Consider the following 25,617-nt stretch of genomic DNA (forward strand, 5'->3'; position numbering starts at 1 on the left):
TATAGTGGAACGAAAAAAGGATAGCGATCGGAATGAAATCGATTAGCAAAAGAAGGAAATAAAAATAGCAGTGAAAAACTATCTATACTATAGCAATTGGTCAAGTACGGCACGGAACACCTTATCGGCATGTTCTTGCATAATCTTAATATAATTAAAGATAGGACGGTTATTTTTCATACTGTGTCCGATACAGTATTCTATTTTTTCAATTTGAATGCCTAAATCATATCCGTGTTGTGCAAATGTCTTTCGAACGGAATAGTAAGTAACCTTTTTCTTTACCCCCGAAAGTTCTGTTACCTTATTTATATGTCGGAAGACTAAACTATATATTTGTTTATAAGATGAATATTTACCAAACTGCAAATGCCCATTTCTCGACATATATTTATCTATGAGCACTTTTGCTTCAGGCTGCAAAGTAAATACAATTTCATTTTTTCCTTTCTTGCTATTACGTGTTTTGTGACGCACATAACGCATATCGTTCTTATTTTTAAAATCATATACTAATAAATCTCTCAGGTTAATACCGCCTAAATAATAGGTAAGCATAAAAATATCTCTCACCATGGATAAAGAAGGCTTTAAAAGCCGGATATCACGTATTCTCTTCAGTTCATCTATTGACAAATCAAGTTCCCGCACATTACTTGCCGGCATCTTAAAGAGGACAAAAGGATGAATGGAGTAAGATACATAATTCATCTTACCGGCATAATTTAATATCACCTTTATTAAAGTCAGATATATTCTGATAGTTGTATCTGCCAGATTCTCCTCGTGAAGAACTTTGGCAAATTCTTGGATATGTATAGGTGTCAATTGAATTAAAGGAAAATCCCCTTTCATATATTTGACTAATCTTTCGGAAGCTATCTTATAAAGTTTATAAGATTTCTCCCGCTCTTCTCCTTTCATGAAATTCATGTATTCTTTTGCAACAGCTTGAAAGGTTATACCTTTTTTCTTTTGTTCATAAGTAATTATACGTATAAGTTCGGTACATGAAATTGCTGGTAAATAGCTGATCGATGTAACAATTTCTTCATACTCATTGATTAGTTTCCGAAGACAGGCATTCATATTCGCTGCATTCTCATGCCTTACTACTCGACCATTTTTTAGTTGACTGGCAGAATCCAAAGTAAATTGGGTAGATATATATCTGGTTTGAGAATGATGTGCTACGGCTATCCTTATTCGATGTCTGCCATTTGATAATTTTTTAGTTGGAACAACTACAATTGAAAAATTCGCCATATCATTTTTAGGTTTATAAATTACTATTTTCCATACAATAAAATAGAAACAAAAAGGTTCATAGTCATTAGGAACTAATCGAATATCGCTCCCACAGCATGGAATATCGTGCAAAAGACGGTATTTTCCATGCATTTGTACGATTCTGCATTGCTATATCTTGATTAAGTCGTTATGTTTGCAACACTTTTTCACAGGTAGAGTGTGAAAAATTGCTTTTAAAAAGAGAATCTAACTTTTGTTTAACTTAACAGATATAGCTAATAGATATGGAAAACAACAAAAAAAATGCTTCATTTATTTCAATTGCTGGTTGGAAAAGAATGCAGCCATTGTCTTTTTTACTTTACGACGATTTTACTAATCAACAAAAATATGTTTAACTTTAAAAAACATGGTATGAAAAAAAACTATGTCACAACTGCTGTTGCCTTACTACTTTTAGCAGGATGTAGCAACGATATTAAAGAAACTGATATTCAGTTTACCGGTGACACGGGAGCGAAAGTTTCTTTTAGTGCAGTAATAAACAATCATGAGGCTAGCAATCTTGTTACAAGAGCTACGGAAACAAACTGGGAGGCAGAAGACTCGGTAGGAATCACTTGTGGTACGGAACAAGTGAATATCCATTACAAATACAAAGGCAATGGTCTTTTTGCTGCAAAAGGAGGAAATGCAGAAGAAATCTGGGTATTAGGTTCCGGAGAGTATGATGTAGTGGCATATGCTCCATTTTCTGGTACATCAGGTGAAGAACAACCTGTATTGGAAGTGACTACAGCCAGTGACAATCAAGCTACAGCAAAAGAACGTGCGAAGATAGACTTTCTTTTTGCCAAAGGGAAGGCTACATCACAAACCCCGAATGTGACATTAGCATTCAATCATGTGATGAGCCGTATTAGATTGGAGTTTCAAGCTGGCGAAGGTGTGGACTTGGCAGATATAACCTGTTATCTTATTGGGCTTAAGAATAATGGTACATTTAATCCTAAAACAGGGGAGACAACAGTAAGTGAAGACCCTGTTACGGATGAAGATGATATATATTGGGATAAAATAGGAGAACAGGATAATTATACAGTACAAGCTATTTTACTGCCACAGAAGGTGCAAGGCAAGGTAACTATCCAAGCTAGAATGAACGGTTATCTTTATGAAGCCGAGTTTGCTAACCTGACAGAATTGAAATCGGGATTTTCTTATAATTATATCATCAAGACAAATAAATACGAGGACAATAATTATGTGTTGACAATTACAGAACAAACGCAAATAATAGGATGGGAAGATGAAAACCACGATCCTATAACATCCGACCCTAGTATAGCTGAAACTGGAACAGAGATAACCAACCCTAGTTGGAATATTACAGAAGAAACCGTAACTCCACAGCCTATTGTGAAGTGATCTGTTTACCAATCTAGTATAGACAAAAAATGCTAAAAATATAAACATGAGATTTATGAAAGTATATAATTATATATCAATGCTTTTTCTGGCTGGCGCAGCCATAGTTGCGTCTTGCTCGCAAAATGAAGAACTCACCGGAGAAACGCCGGATTCTTTGCAGGGATTTCAGATTAGTGTGTCTGATGAAGGATTTATGGATGAAAGTGGCAAGACACGTGCTACAGAGAATGGATATACTACCCGATTTTCTAACGGAGATGCTATCGGTATATTTGCGGTAAGAGGAGAAACGGTGGTAGAGGATATCAAGAATCGGAAATTCACACTGACAGATGGTTATTGGGAATTGACCGATGGGGGAGATCCTATTGAATACAAAGGTTCACAATTTCAGCGGATGACTTTTTATGCATACTATCCGTATAATGCAAATGTAACTTTTGATCCGACTAAAGTAGACCCTTTTGAAACGTATGTCAACAATTGGAAAATTGGTGATGAACAAAATGAAGGAAATTATACGCAATATGATTTGATGACGAGTACGGGTAGTGTTCAGGGGGACCGTTTGAAAGGACAGATCGCTTTTACTATGCAACATCGGATGGCTCTTGCGGTAGTGAAGATGCCTAATTTGACCTATAGCTTTACAAATGGCGGTATAGATGATTATTTGTTACCATTAACAGCCGGTTCGTTTACAGTGAACAATACTCAAGCAACTCCTTATTATCAGGAAAGTACGGATACATATCGTTTTTTGGTTAATCCGAGTAAGGAATTCTCAATCAAGGGTACTTATACAGGCGTGGGTGAAATGGAATATGAAGCTAAAGGTACTCTGGAAGGAGGAACAGCGAAGATGTATGCCATCGAAGATAAAAGTAAGATTAACCATACTTTGCAGGTCGGGGATTATTTCTGTGCAGATGGAAAAATAGTTTCTGTAGATGCGGAAACAGTACCGGAAAATGTGATTGGTATTGTATGTTATGTAGGTAATTCACAGCCTAGCGTAACACATCCCGAACTTTATTCTGCAGAGATTGATGCTTTGCGTCGTGACTTTCCTACTTGTACACACGGGGTAGTACTATCTGTAAAGAATTCATTAGTAAAAGATGATGAACAAAACGATATTGCCATGCAAATGTTCCATACCAGCAAGGCCGGCTATTATTCAGACTGGTTCACTTCAGATGAGGATTGGGCAGGTAAATTTGTAGGTTGCAATACAGAGAGTGATGCCAACAAGAATGATGCCTCATTAGTTTTTCCTGCACTAATGGGATATAATAACACACAGATACTTACTATGTGTTACGAAGAGAAGGGAAGTCCCTCTACTTGCGACCATGCTTATGAGTATATCAAGACTTATCGCGAATCGGAAGCCGTTCCGACAAGTGTGACTCCTTGGTATCTGCCTTCTATAATGTGCTGGGATACAGTTGCTAAGAATTTGAGTGTTATCAACCGTAGTCTCAAGAATGTAAATGGTGATGAAATGACCTCTGTTGATTCAGGAACTAATAGTGGACACTATTGGAGCAGCACGCAACGTTCTGCTGCCAACCAATGGACGCACGGTATGGCTGGTGGAAGATATCACATTATTTGTGAGCGTGGTTCACGCGCCGGCTATTTCCGTATGATGCTCGCATTCTAAAATAAATAGGACGGTATATAAAGTCCGTCAACTATACTTATATCATGAACATATACATATATGAATAAGAAAAACTTTATAAAGGGGACAACCTTACCTGTCGCTCTGTTTTTCACTATAGCAACTTTTGCACCTGCATGGGGATTGCAAACAGCTTCGGCAGCCGTCGAAGTTGTACAGCAGCAAAGTACTATAAAAGGAACAGTAGTAGATAGCCAAGGAGAACCGATAATTGGAGCAAGTGTACTTGCGGAAGGAACATCTAACGGTACAATTACCGATATTGACGGTGTATTTAGAATAAATGTACGTCCCGGTACGAAACTGAAAGTATCTTTTATAGGTTATACCGATAAAAAAGTCGTAGCAAAGAATGACATGAAAGTCATTTTGGTAGAGGATGTGACTGCTCTTGAGGAGGTGGAAATTGTAGCCTATGGTACCCAGAAGAAAGTGACCATGACAGGAGCTATCGCTAGTGTGAAAGGAGAAGAATTGACCCGTGTATCTGTAGGTTCGGTTTCCAATGTATTAGGAGGGCAGATGACAGGTTTGACTACTGTGCAATATTCTGGTGAGCCGGGAGCGGATGCCGCTGAAATTTTTATTCGTGGTAAAGCTACTTGGGAGAATTCTTCACCGTTAATTCAGGTAGACGGTGTGGATCGTGAAAGTATGAGTGATATCGACCCGAATGAAATTGAATCCATTTCTATCTTGAAAGATGCTTCGGCAACAGCCGTATTTGGTATTCGTGGAGCAAATGGGGTCATTCTGATTACAACTAAACGAGGAAAGGAAGGAAAGGCGAAAATTTCGTTTACTACTTCTGCTTCTGTGTTGATGCCTACAAAAATGGTAGAACAGGCAAGTTCTTATGATTATGCCCGTTTTCATAATCAAATGATGTCCGGTGATGGTAAATCTGCCTTATTTAGTGGTGATGTGATTCAAAAATTTGCGGATGGTTCCGATCCTATTCGTTTCCCCAATATACAATGGGCTGACTATATTATGAAAAGCTCTACGCTTCAGAGCCAGCATAACTTGAATATCTCGGGAGGAACAGATAAAGTACGTTATTTTATCTCTGCAGGTGCCTATACGCAAGGAGGACTTTTTAGTGAATTTGATCTTCCTTATAATTTAAGCTACCAGTACCGTCGGTTCAACTATCGTACAAATTTGGATATGGATGTCACCAAAACTACTACTTTGTCATTCAATATTAGTGGTAATGTGAATAATTCAGATCAACCGCGTACGAGTCAGGGATCTTCCGGATTGATTAAAAATATGTATTATGCTACTCCTTTCTCCAGTCCGGGAATCATAGACGGGAAATTGGTAAATTCGAGCGATGAAACTTATTCAGACGGACTGAAATTACCATTTACAGGAGGCACTGGTATGGGATATTATGGAAATGGATTCAGCCAGACTAGCAATAATTCGCTGAATGTGGATGTGATTCTGGACCAGAAAATGGACTTTTTGACTAAAGGACTTTCTTTTAAAGTGAAGGGATCTTATAACAGCTCGTTTACAGTTAATAAAGTCGGTTCTGGTGGGTCTATCGCTACATACACTCCTGTATTGATGGATGACGGTAGTATTGCTTATCGTAAGTTTGGAGAAAATACAGATGTGAAGTATTCGTATACTACAGGCAAAGCACGTAATTGGTATATGGAAGCCAGCTTTAATTATAATCGTACTTTTGGTGATCATACAGTGACAGCCTTGGTTTTGTATAATCAACAGAAAGAATATTATCCGAAAGTATATTCGGACATTCCTCATGGATATGTCGGATTAGTCGGACGTGTCACTTATGATTGGAAGAGTCGCTATATGGCAGAGTTTAATGTGGGTTATAACGGTTCGGAGAACTTTGCGTCTGATTTGCGCTTTTCTTATTTTCCGGCTGGTTCTATAGGTTGGGTGATGAGTGAAGAGAAGTTTTTCCGTCCTTTGAAATCGGTGGTTAGCTTTTTGAAATTACGTGCCAGTGTCGGTTTAGTAGGTAACGATAATATTGGGGGATCGCGGTTTATGTACATGGCTGATCCATATAATGTCGGTTTAGGTGATTTGGCTAACCGTGTAACAGCAAGTGGAGGAGCGACTAACGCTTGGGGATATGGGTTTGGAGTAGATAATGGTACTGTTAGTCTGGGTGCGCGTGAGGTAGCTAAGAATAATGCTGCTGTGACATGGGAAAAAGCCCTGAAGCGGAACTATGGTGTTGATATTAATTTCCTTGACGACCGTCTGAAAGCAACCTTTGAATATTATAAAGAACGTCGTAATGATATCCTTTTGCGTGATGGTACAGCTCCGGGAATGTTGGGGTTCATTACTCCATATTCAAATTTAGGAAGTGTAGACAGTTGGGGTTGGGAACTTTCTTTAAAATGGAACGATAAGATTGGTGATAATTTCCGTTATTGGGCGGGTATTAACCTTTCTTATAATCAGAATGAGATTCTTGAAAAGAAGGAAGCCCCGCAGAATAATTTATATCAATACCAGAAAGGACACCGTATCGGTTCGCGTAGCCAATATGTTTTCTGGCGCTTCTATGATGAGGAGACACCTGCCTTATATGAACAGACATTTAATCGTCCGTTCCCCACTCACGAGAGTATTCTTCAAAATGGAGATGCAGTATATGTTGACTTGAATGGTGACCGTAAGATTGATGCAAATGATGCAAGTTATGACTATGGCTTTACAGACGATCCTGAATATATGCTAGGTATTAATTTAGGATTCAGTTGGAAGAATCTGGAAATAAGTACTCAATGGACAGGGGCCTGGAACGTAAGTCGTATGATTTCGGATGTATTTCGTCAGCCGTTTTATTCATCTTCCAATAGCGAGCAGGGAGGATTGTTGGCATACCATTTGGACCACACATGGACACCGGAAAATCCGTCACAATCTTCGGAGTATCCGAGAGCTACCATTGATAATGCGAAGAATAATTATGCTACCTCCACTTTATATGAGAAAGATGCAAAATACTTGCGTTTGAAAACTCTTCAGGTGGCATACAATTTTCACTTCCCATTGATGAAGAAACTTGGACTGAATACATGTCAGTTGGCTTTTGCGGGATATAATTTGTGGACTATAACACCTTATTTGTGGGGTGATCCGGAGGCAAGAGCTACTAATGCACCTTCTTATCCATTGTCCAAGACTTATACGTTGAGCTTGAAATTAGGATTCTAAAATAGATAAAGGAAAGATACAATGAAATTACAAAATAAATGGTTCATCGGTGCGATGTTGGGAGCGGCGGTTTGTTTGGTTTCCACTTCATGTGTGGACGAAATTAAATTCGGAAACTCTTTTTTGGATAAGGCACCGGGCGGAAATGCTACTATTGACACAGTGTTCAATAGTGCTGAATATACGCGCCAATTTTTGAATACCTGCTACAGTAGACAGTATTACGGATTACCTTATAATACAGACAGTAACGGTAATATTCCTGATTCTTCCAGCCCTTATTTAGGAAAGAAGGATGCGCTAACAGACTGCTGGTCACTTTATTTTAGTGATGCGACTGTATATCAGCAGTATTATTTGGGTTCTCTCAATGCCAACTATGGCACGCGTGGTAATATCTTCCCATATACACGGGAAATGGTATGGGAAGTAGTGCGTTGGTGTTGGTTGTTAATGGAAAACATCGATAGAGTACCGGGCATGGATGACACTGAAAAAACACAGTTGGTGGCAGAAGCTAAATGTCTGATTGCGGCGCGTTATTTTGATATGTTCCGTCATTATGGAGGTCTTCCATTATTATACGCTTCATTCACCGGTACGGAGTCAGGTTATGAAATCCCCCGTGCTACGGTAGAGGAGACTGTTAACTACATGATAAAGATGTTGGATGATGCTATCAATTCCGGTGGATTGGTGTGGGCTTATGCTGATGCCGATCTTGCTAGCAAGGCCGGACACTGGACAAAGGCCGGTGCTATGGCATTGAAATGTAAAATCTGGCAATTTGCCGCTTCTCCGTTGTTTAATGATGTCAACGGATATGCAGGAGGAAATTCAGAGGCTGAACAGCAACGTCTGGTATGGTACGGCGGCTATCATGCGGAACTTTGGGATAACTGTTTGAAGGCTTGTGAGGCATTCTTTAAAGAGCTGGAGAGTCAAGGCGGGTACAGTCTGAATAAGGCTTCGGAAGAAACACCGGAGCAGTATCGTCAGGCATATCGTATGGGATATATTCGTCAGAACAGCAAGGAGGTCTTGCATTCTGTCCGCACGAATATGTCGGACGCTTTCAATTCAAGTTCTTATATGTGGCATTCCTGGGCTGTTCCGTCACTTTGCCGTACTGAATATCCGCCTACACAGGAATATGTGGAGATGTTCCCATGGGCCGACGGCACTCCATTTGACTGGAAAAAGGCAGAAACAGAAGGTAAGTTGGATGAAATGTTCTTGACCGGAACATTTAAAAATGGAGAACAACTATTGTCGGAAATTGTATTAACCCGTGACCCTCGTCTGTATGAGCATTGCATGGTGAATGGATTGCCAAAGATGTTAGACTGGAGTGCCGGAACAATGTCCGGTTTACCTTATGAATTGTGGGTCGGAGGATACGATGAAGGACAAAATGCAGCACTTGAATCAGGTAACTATGCGACTGGTTATAAAAATATGAAATATTATTTGGGAACAGAGTACCAACGTCAGTATACGCATTGGGTATATCTTCGTTTGTCTGACATTTATTTGACCTATGCAGAGGCCTTGCTTCAAGCCAAGAACGATTACCGGGGCGCTATTAACCAAATGAATATAGTACGTGCCCGCGTGGGATTAAAGAAAGATTTGGCGGAGTGTGTTACAGATAAGAATTTACTTTCTGACAAAGCTGCCTTATTGGAAGAATTGCTGTGTGAACGTGTTCGGGAATTGGGGCTTGAAGATAGCCGTTACTTTGATCTTATCCGTTACAAACGTGCCGATCGTTTCGAGAAGCGCCTGCACGGGTTACTCGCCTATCGTTTGGATGATACTGGTAATCGTATAACAGGGAATGCTAAATGGAATGAAGGAGATAAAAACAAGGGAGCATTGCAGCCTACTCGTTTTGAATATGAAAGGTTTGAGTTATCCAAGCCGGTTCGTCGGTGGTGGACATACGGATTTGATTCTAAATGGTATCTTTCTCCATTCCCGCAAACGGAAATTAACAAAGGATATGGACTAATTCAGAATCCGGGTTGGTAATGTGAGACAGCGAAATAGATTAAAACAATATTGAATATTGATTTATATGAGAAAAAATAAGATTCTGATACTGGCTTTACTGGTTTGTTTGAGCATTCCGGTCAGAGCGCAGAATACAGACAACAACATTATAGGTATTGTTGTTGATAAATCGGGAAATCCAGTCTATGGAGCGTCCGTTAATGTGGAAGGTGGCGCAGTGGAGACTCGGGTTGAAACTGATAAAGACGGTAAATTCGAGATTGCGGTCGAGAAAGGACAACGCTTGAGTGTCGTTTCTGTCGACAAAGGCTCTACCACCGTTGTGGCAAAGACTGATGGTCCGATGACCATTGTGATGGGATATGCAGCTCAGACTATTGATGTGGGAGCTAACCGGACATTTAATCGTCATGAATCAACGGCAGCAGTTTCTACCACCTATAATGAAGAGTTTAATAAGCGGTCTTCCCGGAATATATCCAATTCTCTATATGGATATGGATTGGGCCTTACCACTTTGCAGAATGCGGCTAGTACCGGGCTAATGGCAGATCCTACCTTCTATGTGCGTGGTTTGCAGAGCTTGTCAAGTAGTACACCGCTCGTGCTGGTTGACGGTTTGGAACGAGACATGAGTTTGGTAAGTCCGGAAGAAGTAGAATCCGTTTCCATCCTGAAAGATGCCGCGGCTGTGGCATTGTACGGATACAAAGGAGTGAACGGTGCGATCTTGATAACGACGAAGCGTGGTAAGTACAAAACAAAAGAGATAACGTTTACGTATGATCATATCATTAACACTCAGTCTCGACGTCCGGAATTTGTAGATGCGGCTACGTATGCTTCTGCAGTGAATGAAGCACGTGGATATGAAGGTTTGGGAGCTCGATATACTCCGGAAGAAGTCGATGCTTTTCGTAATGGAGTAGGCAGTGGTGGGGCTTCCCGTATGTACCCTTATCTTTATCCTAATGTGAACTGGATTGATGAAACTTTTAAAGACAGAGGAGTTTCTAATAAATATACGATCGAATTCCGCGGAGGAGGGGCAAAGTTCCGCTACTATACTATGGCGAATTTATTAACAGACAAAGGTTTTATCAAAACCCCGAATGCAAATGACGGATATTCTACACAGAATATGTATTCGCGTGCTAATTTGCGTACGAATCTGGATATTGATTTAACAGCTACTACCAAATTAAAGTTGAACCTTCTCGGTACATTGTCCGAATCCCGACTTCCGGGAGCTTCGGTTAACTTATGGGATATGATTTATTCGGTTCCTTCTGCAGCTTTTCCGGTTCGTACGGAAGATGGCAGTTGGGGAGGAAGCACTACTTGGGCGGGGACGTCGAATCCAGTCGCACAATCGCAGGGAGCTTCTTATTCTAAAGGACATTCCCGTAGTTTGTTCGCCGACCTTACCTTATCACAAGATTTGTCTGGTCTGCTGAAAGGATTGGGAGCTAATTTTCGTTTAGCTTATGACAACTATTCCAATATTCTGGAAGACCATAGCAAGACTTATAAGTATGCCGGTTATGCAACAAGCTGGACAACTAACGGTCCGTTTTATACTGCTATTTCTGGTGGCGAATCCAGTGAAATGGGTTCGGGTGCGGGGATTGACAATTGGGCACGCCAATTTAACTTTGCAGGTAGTGTTGATTACAATCGTTCGTTCCAAAAGTGGGATGTGTATTCTCAATTGAAATGGGAGTATGAATATCGTGATTCTTACGGTCTGAACACTACTATCTATCGGCAAAATGTTTCTTGGTATAATCATGTAGGCTTCTCTAATCGCTACTATTTGGATCTGGCATTGGTAGGTTCGGCCTCCAGTTTATTGGCACCGGGACATAAATGGTCTTTCTCTCCTACCATTTCTGCTGCTTGGGTGCTTTCGGAAGAAAAATGGTTGAAAGAGGTGTCTTGGGTGAATTTCTTGAAATTGCGTGCTTCGTTTGGCGTGATCAATGTTGATTATCTGCCTAAAGACGGAGACGACACCGTCTACGATTATTGGGACCAGATTTATACGACTACCGGTACACAATATAAGTTTAACAGTAGTTATGACTCCGAATTCGGGAGTACTATTATCGGCCGTTTGGCAACTGCTAATTCGACACATGAGAAAGCGTATAAATATAATGTTGGTGTTGATGCTGTGTTGTTCAATGGACTGAATGTGACGGCAGAAGGCTATTATCAACGGAGAAAAGATATTTGGGTATCTTCCGAAGGTAAATATACCAATGTATTGGGAGTGGATGCTCCGTTCGAGAATGCCGGGATCGTTGATAGTTATGGCATGGAACTAGGGCTTAACTATACGAAACGGTTAGGAGATGTAGTGTTCAACCTTGGCGGTAATTTTGCTTGGAATAAGAATGAAATTAAGGAGCAACTGGAAGAACCGCGTTTATATAATAATCTTGTGCAAACAGGAAATCGGTTGGGACAAGTGTATGGAATGATAGCTGAAGGTTTCTTCAAAGATGAAGAGGATATAGCAAACAGTCTTACGCAAAACTTTAGTACGGTAGTGCCGGGAGATATAAAATATAAAGATGTGAATGGAGACGGAATCATTGATGCCAATGATAAAACAGCTATCGGTTATAGTACGACAGCCCCGGAAATTTATTATTCTTTCCATTTGGGAGCGGAATGGAAAGGGATTGGAGTAGATGTAATGTTCCAGGGGACAGGTAACTATTCTGCTGTATTGAATACGAAGAGTATGTTTTGGCCGTTGATAAATAATACGACACTCTCTACTCATTATTATGAGAATCGTTGGACACCGGAAAATCAAAATGCCAAATATCCTCGTTTGAGTTCACAGAGTAATGCCAATAACTATCAGGCTAATACGGTTTGGTTGGCAGACCGGTCATTTTTGAAGTTACGTAATGCGGAGGTGTATTACAGATTTCCGAAAGAATTGATGAAGAAGACTAAGATATTAGGGAGTGCCAAGTTATATGTCAGAGGAACAGACTTGTTCTGTTCAGATCATATTGATGTGGCAGATCCGGAATGTTATGGTGTAGCGACTCCGCTGAATAAGAGTGTAGTAGTCGGTGTTACGATTGGTTTTTAATCATAAAAACAAAGCGAAAGAATGAAACTGAAAAACATTATCTACGGAATGATGTGTGTAGCCACACTCGGTTCCTGCTCAGATAAGATGGAATATCATGAGTACAATAACTATGATGAGGATTTTGTGAAGCTCAACTTCGGTAATGTGGGAGGGCTGATAACAAATATCTATTTGTCCATGGATGTGGACTTTGGAAATTATAGCGGGGCAATTCTTGGTTCTGCTACAGATGAGTCCGAATATGCGTATACGGGAAATCAGATTGAAGACTTTTACAATGGCTCTTGGAGTCCGTCGAATGCTAAAAGTAGCATGTGGACGTCCTGTTATGAAGGGATAGCCAATTGTAATTTATATCTGGAGAAGTTTACCGGACTGACATTTCCCGAGTTGGCTTTGAACAGTGATTATGCACAACAGATGTTCCGTTATACCAATTACCAGTATGAGGTGCGTTTCCTTCGTGCGTATTTCTACTTTAACTTGGTACGGCAATATGGAGATGTGCCGTTTAGTGACCATATATTAACGGCCGAAGAATCGAATACATTATCGCGCAGACCGGCACAGGAAATTTTTGATTATATCATAGCCGAATGTGATGATATAAAGGATAAGATTATTGTCGATTACAGTAAACTGGGGGATATGGCATTACCTAGTAGCCCGGCGGAAACTGGACGTGCCAACCGTAAAACGGTATTGGCCTTGAAAGCTCGTGCAGCATTGTATGCGGCAAGTCCTTTGTTTAACCCGACTGATGATAAAGAGCTGTGGTATCGTGCAGCTAAGGCCAATAAGGAAATTTTGGATGACAGTAATGGATTTGCTGAAAAGGCAAAACTCTTAGTGGATGATTATTCGTCACTTTGGAGTAAGGACAGTTACAATGACGCTACTAGTGAATTGATTTTTCTCCGTCGTGCCACTACTACCACTAATTCTTTTGAGGGATATAACTTCCCGGTCGGGCTGGAAAATTGTAAAGGTGGAAACTGTCCCACACAGACATTGGTAGATGCGTATGAGATGAAGGATACAGGGATGCGTCCGGACGAGTTGGATAACTATGATCCTGCTAATCCCTATTATACCAACCGCGACCCTCGTTTCTATCTGACTATTGCCAAGAATGGAGACGAAAAGTGGCCTAACTGGAATACTGTTCCTCTGCAAACTTATCAGGGCGGACTAAATGCGGAACCTTTGAGTGGCGGTACTCCGACAGGCTATTACCTGAAGAAGTATTGTCAGACGGCAGTGGACTTGCGTGCCGGTACAGCTTCAAAGACCTACCATTCATGGATTACGTTCCGTTTTGGGGAGTTCTATTTGAATTATGCGGAGGCTGTATATAAGTATCTGGGGAGTCCGTATGCAACGGATAGTGAATTTACGACTTCGGCTGTAGATGCTATCAAAGTAGTTCGTACGCGTGCCGAAATGCCGGGATTCCCTCAAGGGATGGCCAATGACGCTTTCTGGAAGAAATATCAGAATGAACGTATGGTAGAATTAGCTTTTGAAGGACATCGTTTTTGGGATGTACGCCGTTGGAAGGAGGGTGACAAACATTTCAAGAACATTGTTGAAATGAAGATTACGAAGAATGGGGATGATACTTATACGTATGAGCGTAAGGTAAAAGAAAGAAGTTGGGATGATAAAATGTATTTCTTCCCGATTCCTCAGAGTGAGAAATCGAAAAATCCTAATTTGGAGCAGAATCCGGGGTGGTAATCCACAACTGGAATGCTGACAAATAGTGATAATGTTCTTGCATAGAACAGATGTTAATGTTTAAAAAACGAAAGAAATGAAGAAACATTATATAGTATTGGGGTTGTTTTGTTTGTTGGCGATAGTTGCCTGTTCAGATAATGACCCCGTCGTTGAAGTGAACAATGACAACCCGACAGAAGAATTGCCTCCTCTGCCGACCGAGGTCATAACGGGTAGTCGTGCCATGTGGGTGAGTTATGATCCTATTTCAGCTTCTGATTCCAATAATTCATCGGGGATTTCATCCGCATTGATTAGCTGGAGATTATTGAAGACTGATCCGTCTAATGTTGCTTTTGATATTTATAAGTCGGTAGACGGCGAGGCGGAAGTGAAATTGAATGAGGAACCTATTTCAAATACGACTTCCTGGGTGGATGCAGATATTGATGTATCAAAAACGAATGTATATCGGGTCACTCTTGCCAATCAGACTGAAACGCTTTGCGATTATACGTTTACCTCTGAAATGGCAGAAAAGTTTTATCATGAGATTAGATTAAACTTGAATGTACCTGATGCATCGATTACATATTCTCCTGATGATATTCAGCTAGGTGATTTGGATGGCGACGGTGAACTGGAGATTGTGGTAAAGAGAGAACCATATGACGGGGCGAATATGGGAGTTTGGTTTAATGGTACTACTTTATTGGAAGCCTATAAAATGGACGGGACTTTCTTGTGGCAAATAGATTTAGGTATTAATATTCGCTCAGGGTCACACTATACTTCTTATATTTTGTATGATTTTGACGGTGACGGTTTGTGCGAAATAGCTTTCCGTTCGTCCGAAGGTACCAAGTTTGCTGATGGAAAGATCATAACTGATGCAAACGGTAAGATAAATGATTATCGTAACCGCCAAACAGATGGTAAAGGTTGGTACTCCGGAGCGGCTATTGCGAGAGATCCGAATGACCCGTCTACAGCTACTACTTGCGGTTTGATAATGGAAGGTCCTGAATATATTTCTATTTGCAGGGGATATGACGGACGTGAAATAACTCGTATAGATAATATTCCACGTGGAGGAGAAGGATCGAAAGTGTCACGTGCCAAGTATTGGAGCGAATATTGGGGAGATGATTTTGGCAATCGTATGGACCGTTTCTTTATCGGAGTTGCTTATCTGGATGGTATTCCTGATGAAGCAACCGGAGTGAGAACTACTAATCCAAGTTTGATAATCAGTAGGGGGATCTATAAAAACTGGCAAGTATGGGCACTTGATTTGAAAGGTAATGAGTTGGTCCCACGTTGGAAATTTGATACGGCGGATCATGCATCCAAATGGAAGGGTATGTGTTCACACTGTTTTCGTGTAGCCGATTTGGATGGTGACGGTAAGGATGAAATTTTATACGGTTCGGCAGCAATTGATGATGATGGAAGCGAATTATGGTGTAACGGAAATGGACATGGAGATATATTGCATGTCGGAAAATTCATTAAAGACCGTTCCGGATTGCAGATTGTTGCTTCTTTTGAAGAAGCAAAAGATTATGAAGGGCAGGGAAATGGATATGCTTGTCAGGTAATTAATGCAAGAGATGGTAGTATGATTACTGGTCATGGTAGAAATTTGCCGGTAGATGCAAGTGATGTCGGGCGTTGTATAGTAGCGGATGTTGACCCGGATAGTCCGGATTTTGAATATTGGTCTTCTACGCAAGAAGGTATGTTCAGTTGTAATGGTACCGGATTGGTTTCTACTACATATCCTACTGGAATTGGTAGTGGAGTTATGTATAATGTGGCTATTTATTGGAGTGGCCAGTCTACTAGGGAAATGTTAGACCGCGGTTGTATTGTGAGCTATAAAGCTAATCCTGATGTAAACAAGTCAAATAAGAATCGTCTGATATCTTTTGACCTTTATGGCAGTAATCAGGGAAATCATACTTCAAAATACAATCCTTGTTATTATGGAGATTTTTTGGGTGACTATCGTGAAGAGGTTATTTTAGGTTCAAGTGATTATAAATCAATTTATATATTTTCTACGAATCATCCTACCACTCACCGTCTACCGCACTTGATGACAGACCATAACTATGATATGTCTCAGGCTATGCAGAACATGGGATATAATCAGGGAACTAACCTTGGTTATTATGTAGGCGCCGAAACTTTGAAGAAATCCGAAACGGAAGAACCGAAAGAATAGGAAAAGTCTTATTCTATTTAGTATAAGTTTATTAAGGAAAGAACAATCTGGTTATAGTATCGGGTTGTTCTTTTTTTTGCATTTGCACGAATCGCCATATAAATGGATGATATTCCATTTCTTTATTAATCGGCTCTCCTTATTTTTGCAGTGTGACATAGCTTATTGACGTATGAAGAACATATTTCCTCTTTTGTTCCTTTTCATCACTTTGGGAATGAACATGAATGCACAAGACAATCAAGTTTCCGGGCTCAACGTCCGCCAGTTTCATAAATATTGGAAGGTCGAATCGGAGTCTCCTGATTATAAAGTGACATTTATCGGTGATACGGCCGAAATCGTTTCTCCCAAAGGGCTTACTCTCTGGCGAAAAGAAAAGATGAATGGACGGGTAACGATTGAATATGACGCGTGCGTAGTTGTAGAAAAAGAAGGAGACCGATTGAGTGATTTGAATTGTTTCTGGATGGCTTCGGATCCTGCCTATCCTGATAATATCTGGAAACGTGAAAAGTGGCGTAACGGAATCTTTCTGAATTGTTATTCCCTGCAACTCTACTATATGGGATATGGCGGGAATTATAACTCCACTACGCGCTTCCGCCGTTATGACGGTAATGAAGCAGGGATTACAGATCTTAAAGCGCGTCCTGCTATATGGAAAGAATATACGGATGCCGATCATTTACTAAAGGCAAATCACTGGTATCACATCAAGATAACCAATGAAGATAATAGGATTAGTTATTACATAGACGGCAAGCAACTGGTGGACTTCCGCGATGCCGAACCTCTGACTGAAGGATGGTTCGGCTTTCGTACCACCTTATCGCGTACCCGCATTACGAACTTTCGTTATGAATGTTCACCGCAACAGACATCTGCCGTTCCTTTGCATTGGATAGGTGATACCCCTGAACAGGATAAAGCGGTAAGTTTCGGAGTTCCTTTTGATGAAGGAGATGTATTTCCTACAACTCCGTTACAGCTAAAAGTGAATGAATATCAAGATATTCCGGTGGATACCTGGCCGTTGGCCTATTGGTCGGATGGTTCTGTGAAATGGAGCGGAGTTGCCGGAGTCATTCCTGCCGGGACGGAAAGATTGACATTAGAAAAAGCCTCTAAGAAAGTAAAAACTACTAATAAACAGCCTAAGGCTCCTATCTCTATCACTGAAACCCCTGAAAATATTCAGGTAGAAACAGGAGTGATTTCCGTTTTTATCCCTCGATACGGAGATTTCCTGATTGATAGTCTGTTATATAAAGGGACTAAAGTAGGAGAGAAAGCACATCTTATTTGTAGCACTCAAAGCAAACCGATTCAAGAAAATACATCTCAAATATCTTTTGCTCGTTACATAGGAGAAATAAAATCAGTAACCGTAGAACGTCTGGGTTCAGTACGGGCACTTATAAAGTTGGAAGGCGTGCATCGGAACAGAAATAAGGAGATTGATACGAACTACTCTGAAGGGAACTACGCGAATGGCTCTGATGAGAACAGTCAGAATAATCGTGAGTGGCTTCCTTTTGTTGTCCGCCTCTATTTTTATGCTGGTAGTGAACAAATAAAAATGGTGCATAGCTTTATCTATGACGGCGATCAGAAGATGGATTTCATCCGTAGTCTGGGCATTCGTTTCGATGTTCCGATGCGTGAAGCCCTGTATAACCGTCACATCGCTTTTTCGTGTGCGGATGGAGGAGTCTGGAGTGAACCGGTGCAACCTTTAGTGGGACGACGTATGCTTACCATGCCACAGGTACAAGATGATCTATCTTTGCAACAGCAACAGATGGAGGGAAAACGTATTCCTCCTTATGAAGCTTTTGACGAGAAAAACCGGGAATTGCTTAATGATTGGGCTTCATGGAATGACTACCGCCTGTCTCAACTCACGGCTGACGCATTCTCCATTCGTAAACGCACTAATGGTGATGCTCCCTGGATAGGGACTTTCTCCGGTACCCGTAGTGACGGTTATGCTTTTGCCGGTGATATAACAGGTGGACTGGGACTTTGCCTGCATGACTTCTGGCAATCTTATCCGTCTTCTATCGAAATTTCAGATGCAAGAACTCCGGTTGCCACGCTTACTGCCTGGCTGTGGAGTCCGGATGCAGAACCGATGGACTTACGCCACTATGATAATGTGGCTCACGGCCTGAATGCCAGCTATGAAGATGTGCAGGAAGGAATGAGTACTCCCTATGGTATTGCCCGCACCACCACGCTCACTCTCGTTCCGCAAGGAGGTTACACAGGAAAGAAAACTTTTGCGGATGACGCCCGACAGCTCTCTGCCACCAGCATATTAATGCCAACTCCGGAATACCTGCATAACCGCCGCGCCTTTGGAATATGGAGCCTCCCCGATCGTAGTACTTCTTTTCGTACCCGTGTGGAAGAGCGTCTGGACGCTTACATCCACTTCTACCAGAAAGCCATTGAACAGAACAAATGGTATGGCTTCTGGAATTATGGTGATGTGATGCACGCTTATGATCCTGTCCGTCATACCTGGCGTTATGATGTCGGAGGCTTTGCCTGGGATAATACGGAACTTGCTTCCAATATGTGGCTTTGGTATAATTTTCTCCGTACCGGCCGTGCCGACATCTGGCGTATGGCTGAAGCCATGACCCGGCATACGGGTGAGGTCGACGTTTACCACATCGGTCCGAATGCCGGATTGGGTAGCCGTCATAATGTGAGTCATTGGGGATGTGGTGCAAAAGAAGCACGAATCAGTCAGGCCGCCTGGAACCGTTTCTACCATTATCTCACCACTGACGAACGCTCTGGAGACTTAATGACCGAAGTCAAAGATGCCGACCATAAACTCTATGAACTAGACCCTATGCGTCTGGCTCAACCTCGCAGTGAATATCCTTGCACTGCACCTGCCCGTTTGCGTATCGGTCCCGACTGGCTGGCCTATGCAGGTAATTGGATGACAGAGTGGGAGCGTACAGGTAACACGGCTTATCGTGATAAAATCATAGCAGGAATGAAGAGTATTTCCGCCTTACCCAACCGCCTGTTTACCGGTCCAAAAGCTCTGGGATTTGATCCGGAAACAGGCATCATCACAACCGAATGTGATCCGAAATTGGAATCGACTAATCATTTAATGACGATCATGGGTGGATTTGAGATTGCCAATGAAATGATGCGTATGATTGATATACCCGAATGGAAAGACGCCTGGCTTGACCATGCCGCACGTTACAAGAAGAAAGCATGGGAACTTAGTCACAGTCGTTTCCGTATATCCCGCCTGATGGCTTATGCGGCTTATCATCTGCGTGATAGACAAATGGCGGAAGAAGCATGGACGGACTTATTCACTCGTTTGGAACATACACCTGCGCCATTCTTCCGTATCACGACCATCCTTCCACCGGAAGTTCCGGCTCCATTAGATGAATGTACAAGCATCAGCACGAATGATGCTGCCCTTTGGAGTCTCGACGCTATTTATATGCAGGAAGTTATTCCGAGGGATGAATAACAGAACCGTTGATTTCCTCGCACTTCACCATGTCCCAGCCTTGGAACTGGAGTAACAGCAGGTGGAGTGTCGTACCGGTAGCCAGTTTCTGTACGATTTTATCTTTACTGTACTGCAGTAATTGCTTTCTTCCTTCTTCTGCTTGAATTTCAAGTTCTTCAGCGGTAGCTGTACGTGGGGCATATTTCAGTTCCAGGATATAGCTGTGTTCTATATCGGAATAACGTGCTTTGTCCGGCAATAGGAAGAAGTCACAATAACCATAATTCATTTCCAGTTCCGGTTGTACGAGATAGTAGGAAGCGATTGCCAGATAAGCTTTCAGGAAGCCTTGCAGATTTCTTTCCCCCTCTATGGCATCGCGAATGGAAGAATTTTCACGATAGGCGCGGGCAATGGTTTCAAAGAATGGTTTCCAGTGACCATCGAAAGCGAAATCATCTATCAAGTCTTTCAGGTGTGAAAGATTCAGGCTATGAGCCTGTTGATAGTAGTCGCGTAAGAATCCTAAATATTGCTCGCGTACACAATTGTTAGGTATACACATTTTCAGACGGTCGCCACGAGTGCCGCACATGGTGAGTAAACCATAATAATAGAGCAGACTTCGGAAGTTTTCAATATCCGCTATTTTTTCTGACGGGAACGAAGTGTGCAAGTCTACCAATATTTCGCCTTTTGCCGCAATTTCCTCGATAGTGCTCATACGGCTTCCTTCATGGGTGGTGTCGTGGTCAATGCGTGCCAGCATTTTCAATTTGCTGTAATCCGTACGGATATTTTTGTCTACCATGTTTTCGGGCGGGCGGTGAAAGTCGATTTGGTTACGCAGATAATATAAAGTCATATCACAATTGAACACACGGTCGTTGTCCAAAGACATTCTGGCAAAGCAATAATTGTTGTACCATGGCTTCATTTCCGTAATCATTGCTTCTATATCACCGACCAGCAAACCGTTTTGCTGATAGTAACATAGCATTTCACGTACTTCTGTCTCATCAAATCCCATCATGGCATTGAAACGGGAATCGGTCGATATATTCCAATCGATATTATATCCACTGGATAAGTCATCCAAAGTGATAGGACTGACTCCCATTAGGAAAATCCGGTTGAACATACCTTTGAATTGCTTGAAGTATTCACGGTAAAAACCGCTGGCATGAGTCAGGTCATGGAACATTTTCTGCCCGTGTTCGCTCAATATGACGTTGGTAAAGTTGTCATATTCGTCGATTATCAGATAAAGAGGATATCCCTTTTCTTTTGCTTTTATCTCGATATAAGCGAGTTTGGCTTTGGCGCTTTCGATGTTTTCAACCGTTTCCTTAAAATCTGCATCATAGAAAGGTGCATATTGGTGTGCAAATTGATTGATGATGATGCTGCAATATTCATTAAAGCTACTCATCAAGTCTGCTCCAGGCAGTGAACAACCGGCTTTTGAGAAGTCAAAGAAAAGGACTTGGAAACTGTTGCGTTGTTCAGTCGGGTGACTTCCTATCCATAAGTCGCCGAAATATTTGTCGAAATTATCTTTCTGTAATATGTCGTAATAGGTATGCATCATGCTTAGAAACAGGCTTTTACCAAAACGTCTCGGACGGATCATGAAAAGGTAGCTAGGCATTTCCTCAATAAGGGGGAGATACATGGTTTTATCGACGAAATAGAAGTTTCCGTTTCTCATCCGGCTAAAGTCGGATATTCCGTATGGTATTCCTTTCACTTGGCTCATATTGGCAGACTTTTAATTAGTATAGGCAAAGTTAATCTATTCTGTGGAATAAATCAATGATTTGCGGCCGTATTTGTGGAGGATAGCTGTTTGCCTCTTTTTGAAAAGAAGACAATTCTATCCTAGCTCGATGTTCTGTTTTTAAGATTAAACTGAAGAATAATCGTTTTAGGATTGGTAAATTGGAGGAAAAACTGCATAAATAGGTGCAATAATATGCGGGAATACAGGCGAAAAGTGAATGATAACCGATAGAATATACTGTTTTTCTAATAGATAAATGGTTCATTGGGTTTAAACCAACGAGGTGCTCCTCGGTGAGGAACGCTGTCTTCCTCACCGAGGAGCCTATCCTTCATCGGTGAGGAAGCTGTAAGTGTGCTCTTTTAGGGGTGGTATTTCTCTAATTGGCTCGAAAACAAAAAAAGAATCTAAATGCTATTATGAATAGTGTTTTACTAAAATGATACCTATCTGCAAGAGGCGGGGGTATAATATTTCCTATTTGACAGCTAACGGCAGTGAAAAGTGAAATGAAGAAATAAGATGTTGGCAAATGCCGGAATTATTTTCATCCTCCCTTATCCGTTCATGTAATTAGCCTTCTCTGCAACGCTTAAATATTCTTTTTTTAAGATTGAATATGTAAGCATTCTATATAGTCGATATTTCTTCCTTGCCTTTATTGTATTTTCCTTTGTACTACTTCAAACACTCTTTCAATGGGCAATCAGTACTTTTCAGTCCTTCGGCAATGCTTTTCGCATTCATGTGTGCTCCCTTCAGGGAAGTATGCGTATGGTCGTGGTTATAGTAAGCAGCCGCTTTCTTGATACCCACCTTTTCTAGTTTATCGGCACTAATCTTATTTAGATCAATGAAATAAGCCCCGGTAGCTTCGGCTGCTTCACGTGTCCATTTACCGAAAGATTCCGTGTTGCGTTCTATCTTTCCATCTTTCCATTTGTTGCGTGGAGTATGGCTTAGAACGATAGGAACGGCTCCTTTCTCCTGAACGTCCATAATGAATTTCCGAAGATACCAGCCGAATGTATAAATCACCTGATATTTCCCTGTTTTCTCCATCAAAAAGACTTTGCTCTCGTCACCGGAACCACGCAGTTCGGCACGGGCTTTGCCTACATTAATGTCTCCCGCATCATTATGTCCGAACTGAATCAGCACAAAATCTCCCGGCTGCAAGGCATTATAAACCTTATCCCAACGACCTTCGTCCAGGAAAGTGCGGGCACTGCGTCCTGCCATGGCACGGTTTTCTACAGAAATTTTATCCAGATTGAACTCATCGGCAATTACGCTTCCCCAACCCCACATACCGTTTTTGTCTTTATCTTCATTTCGGACTGTACTGTCTCCGATAGTAAACAATACCGGACGTCCATCTTTACGACTGGAGCCTGTCACAGTATCCTTCTCAACGGGCTTCAGATAATTGGCCAATTCCAGTCCCTCATAAGCACGTATTCCATCCGCAGCAGATTCCGCATTGACTTTAGCGCCGAAAGCACTTGTGTGTATACGGTCGATGTAGAACATATATTTCACCTTATTCTTACCGAACTTCTCGAATTTGCGGGCACTGATATCATTCAAATCAATAAAAGGAACCTCCTGTTCTTCGGCTACTTGTTTTGCCCACAATCCGAAAGTCTTGTTGACACGTGTGATGATGGTGCTGTCTTTATCTTCCCAGGCATTGCGGGGAGTAAGCGAGAATAGGATCGGATGAGCACCTTTTGCTTTTACATCCTGAATAAAACGGCGCATATATTCCCCGTATGTATATACGGTTTCTTTCACTCCGGTCTCTTTGATGGTTACGTTCAGCGTATCTTTGCCAATTCCCGGAATAGAGGCGCGGGCACGTCCGCTGTCATAAGGACCATTGTCATTGTGTCCCAATTCGATGATAACCCAGTCTCCGGGGCGTACACCTTTGATTACATCCGGCCAAAGACGGTTGTAGAAAGTACGGCTGCTGGTACCTCCCAATGCATGATTCTCAACAGTAATCCGGTTGGAATCGAAATATTCACCAGCAAAATAGCCCCATCCCCATTGTCCGTTGTTGCCATTGCCTAAAGTTCCGGTACGCATGGTCGAATTACCTACCAGAAACAGAACAGGGTTGTCACCTTTCCGGCTGGAACCGGCTTCCGGTCGCGAGGTACGTGCTTTATTCAGGCTATCCAGCGTGTTGTCAACCACCTGATTGACATCTGCCATGGGAGCGGAAACTTTATTTTGCGCTTGCAGTTGCAAACTGCATACAATGATTATCAGTCCGCACGTATATTGAAACAATTTATTTTTCATGTTCGTTTTCTTTTTTAGGCACGGATTACACGGATTTCACGGTTTTAGTGCTATGATTACGTAAAACAACCGTGTTAATCCGTGTAATCCGTGCCTTATTATTCTCTTATACCTTATCGAAAACTGTATGTTATTTTAATTTATAAACTTCTGTTCCGGCAAGCAGGAAACAACCGACTCCGTAGTCTTCAAAATCGGGTACACTCTTGTAAGTAACTGGCTGTCCGTCTTTAGGCTCCTTGCCTGTTCCCTGCACATATCCCAGAAATCCGTTCGGGTGTACGGCATCTTTCACCATAGCGTTCCATGCTTTTAAAAGGACGGGAAGATACTCTTTACGGTCGAGCAATCCGTTGCGGACTCCCCAAGCCATACCATAAACAAATAAGGCTGTACCGGAAGTCTCTTTTCCTCCGAAGTTCGTCGGGTCGTGAAGACTGACATTCCAGAAACCATCTTCACGCTGACATTTCTTCAAAGCCTTGCTCATGGTCAGGAAATCATTGATATAGTCCTGACGGTGTTTCTCGTCAGAAGGAATTTCATCCAATACACGTACCAAAGCAGCATATACCCATCCGTTTCCACGACTCCAATAGCAATCTTCGCCATTCGGCTCTTTATATGGAGGATTAAAATCCTGATCACGCCACCACAGACCGTCTTTAGGGTTGAACATACCCGTTTCATCGTGTTGGCTGCGTGTGTAGTAGTACATATCCCACATCTTATCGTAGTATTTCTGTTCTCCGGTCATTTTTCCGAATTTAGCGAAGATAGGCATTGCCATTTGTACGGCATCAATCCACCACCAGTCGTTCACCTGCGGCGTATTCACCACCATATCGATGCTCGCTTTGATATTCCGGATCATGTTCGGGTCTGACGGGCAGATTTTATAGATATCAATGTACGCCTGTCCGCAACAATGGTCGTCGGCATTACGAGTAGTATTGCCGTTGCGCATTCCCCATTTGTGGAAATCGGCCCAGTCGTAAGTATACTTATAATAATCCTCACGCGGATAAATAGAATAGAGAGCCATCAATCCTTCATAATATACACCACGCGTCCAGATATTACTGGGACGTACACGACCGTAAAAACTGGGAGTAGTGTAATCGGCATACTTTTTCATAAAGTAGTCATTAACCTTTATGATATTCTCTAAAGTTTCTTTTTGTGTCGGAAGCTCTTGTGCTGTGATCGTATTGACCGGTATCAGACAAGAAAGAAGCAATCCTGTAAAGAGTAAGAATAGTGGTTTCTTCATGGTAAAATAGTTCTGTTTTATTAATTTGCAGTTTATAATGATTTCTATTGCAAAGGTAAGAGACGT

Annotated in this window: 12 protein-coding genes; 8 read left to right on the top strand and 4 right to left on the bottom strand. The window is 41.7% G+C overall.

Going from position 1 to position 25,617, the window contains the following annotated elements:
• Window positions 1-87: 87 nt before the first annotated feature.
• Window positions 88-1,266, bottom strand: a complete 1,179-nt coding sequence (locus DXB58_RS01215; RefSeq protein WP_122135705.1) for a phage integrase SAM-like domain-containing protein — start codon at window positions 1,264-1,266, stop codon at window positions 88-90.
• 399 nt (window positions 1,267-1,665) lie between these two features.
• Here DXB58_RS01215 and DXB58_RS01220 point away from each other — a divergent pair, with 399 nt between their 5' ends.
• The 8 genes from DXB58_RS01220 to DXB58_RS01255 all read left to right on the top strand — a co-directional run bounded on the left by DXB58_RS01220 (window position 1,666) and on the right by DXB58_RS01255 (window position 20,200).
• Window positions 1,666-2,679 carry a fimbrillin family protein gene (locus DXB58_RS01220; RefSeq protein WP_158571540.1) on the top strand — a complete coding sequence of 338 codons (1,014 nt, stop codon included), beginning with the start codon at window positions 1,666-1,668 and terminating at the stop codon, window positions 2,677-2,679.
• Between the two features lie 55 nt (window positions 2,680-2,734).
• On the top strand, window positions 2,735-4,351 hold the full coding sequence (locus tag DXB58_RS01225) for a fimbrillin family protein (RefSeq protein WP_369906962.1): 1,617 nt from the start codon (window positions 2,735-2,737) through the stop codon (window positions 4,349-4,351).
• Between the two features lie 60 nt (window positions 4,352-4,411).
• Entirely contained in the window at window positions 4,412-7,591 is a 3,180-nt protein-coding gene (locus tag DXB58_RS01230) for a TonB-dependent receptor (protein WP_117937016.1), read from the top strand.
• A gap of 21 nt (window positions 7,592-7,612) precedes the next feature.
• Window positions 7,613-9,625, top strand: a complete 2,013-nt coding sequence (locus DXB58_RS01235; protein WP_122135642.1) for a RagB/SusD family nutrient uptake outer membrane protein — start codon at window positions 7,613-7,615, stop codon at window positions 9,623-9,625.
• 46 nt (window positions 9,626-9,671) lie between these two features.
• On the top strand, window positions 9,672-12,722 hold the full coding sequence (locus tag DXB58_RS01240; protein WP_122135643.1) for a SusC/RagA family TonB-linked outer membrane protein: 3,051 nt from the start codon (window positions 9,672-9,674) through the stop codon (window positions 12,720-12,722).
• A 21-nt stretch (window positions 12,723-12,743) separates the two neighbouring features.
• The gene (locus DXB58_RS01245; protein ID WP_122135644.1) at window positions 12,744-14,465 is read left to right on the top strand and encodes a RagB/SusD family nutrient uptake outer membrane protein; all 1,722 of its coding nucleotides are present in this window, start codon (window positions 12,744-12,746) and stop codon (window positions 14,463-14,465) included.
• 76 nt (window positions 14,466-14,541) lie between these two features.
• A complete protein-coding gene (locus DXB58_RS01250; protein ID WP_122135645.1) occupies window positions 14,542-16,677 on the top strand; it encodes a hypothetical protein in 2,136 nt (711 codons plus the stop codon).
• A gap of 172 nt (window positions 16,678-16,849) precedes the next feature.
• Window positions 16,850-20,200, top strand: coding sequence for a DUF6250 domain-containing protein (locus DXB58_RS01255; protein ID WP_122135646.1), 3,351 nt, complete (start codon window positions 16,850-16,852; stop codon window positions 20,198-20,200).
• Here the strand turns inward: DXB58_RS01255 and DXB58_RS01260 are convergent.
• From DXB58_RS01260 to DXB58_RS01270, 3 genes are all read right to left on the bottom strand, one after another.
• A complete protein-coding gene (locus DXB58_RS01260; RefSeq protein ID WP_122135647.1) occupies window positions 20,181-21,941 on the bottom strand; it encodes an ATP-binding protein in 1,761 nt (586 codons plus the stop codon). The genes DXB58_RS01255 and DXB58_RS01260 overlap by 20 nt on opposite strands.
• Before the next feature lie 702 nt (window positions 21,942-22,643).
• A complete protein-coding gene (locus DXB58_RS01265; protein ID WP_199487897.1) occupies window positions 22,644-24,278 on the bottom strand; it encodes a rhamnogalacturonan acetylesterase in 1,635 nt (544 codons plus the stop codon).
• Between the two features lie 130 nt (window positions 24,279-24,408).
• On the bottom strand, window positions 24,409-25,551 hold the full coding sequence (locus DXB58_RS01270; protein WP_199487896.1) for a glycoside hydrolase family 88 protein: 1,143 nt from the start codon (window positions 25,549-25,551) through the stop codon (window positions 24,409-24,411).
• Window positions 25,552-25,617 lie beyond the last annotated feature (66 nt).

It is taken from the genome of Bacteroides sp. OM05-10AA (assembly GCF_003439055.1).
GTDB classification, from domain to species: Bacteria; Bacteroidota; Bacteroidia; order Bacteroidales; family Bacteroidaceae; genus Bacteroides; species Bacteroides intestinigallinarum.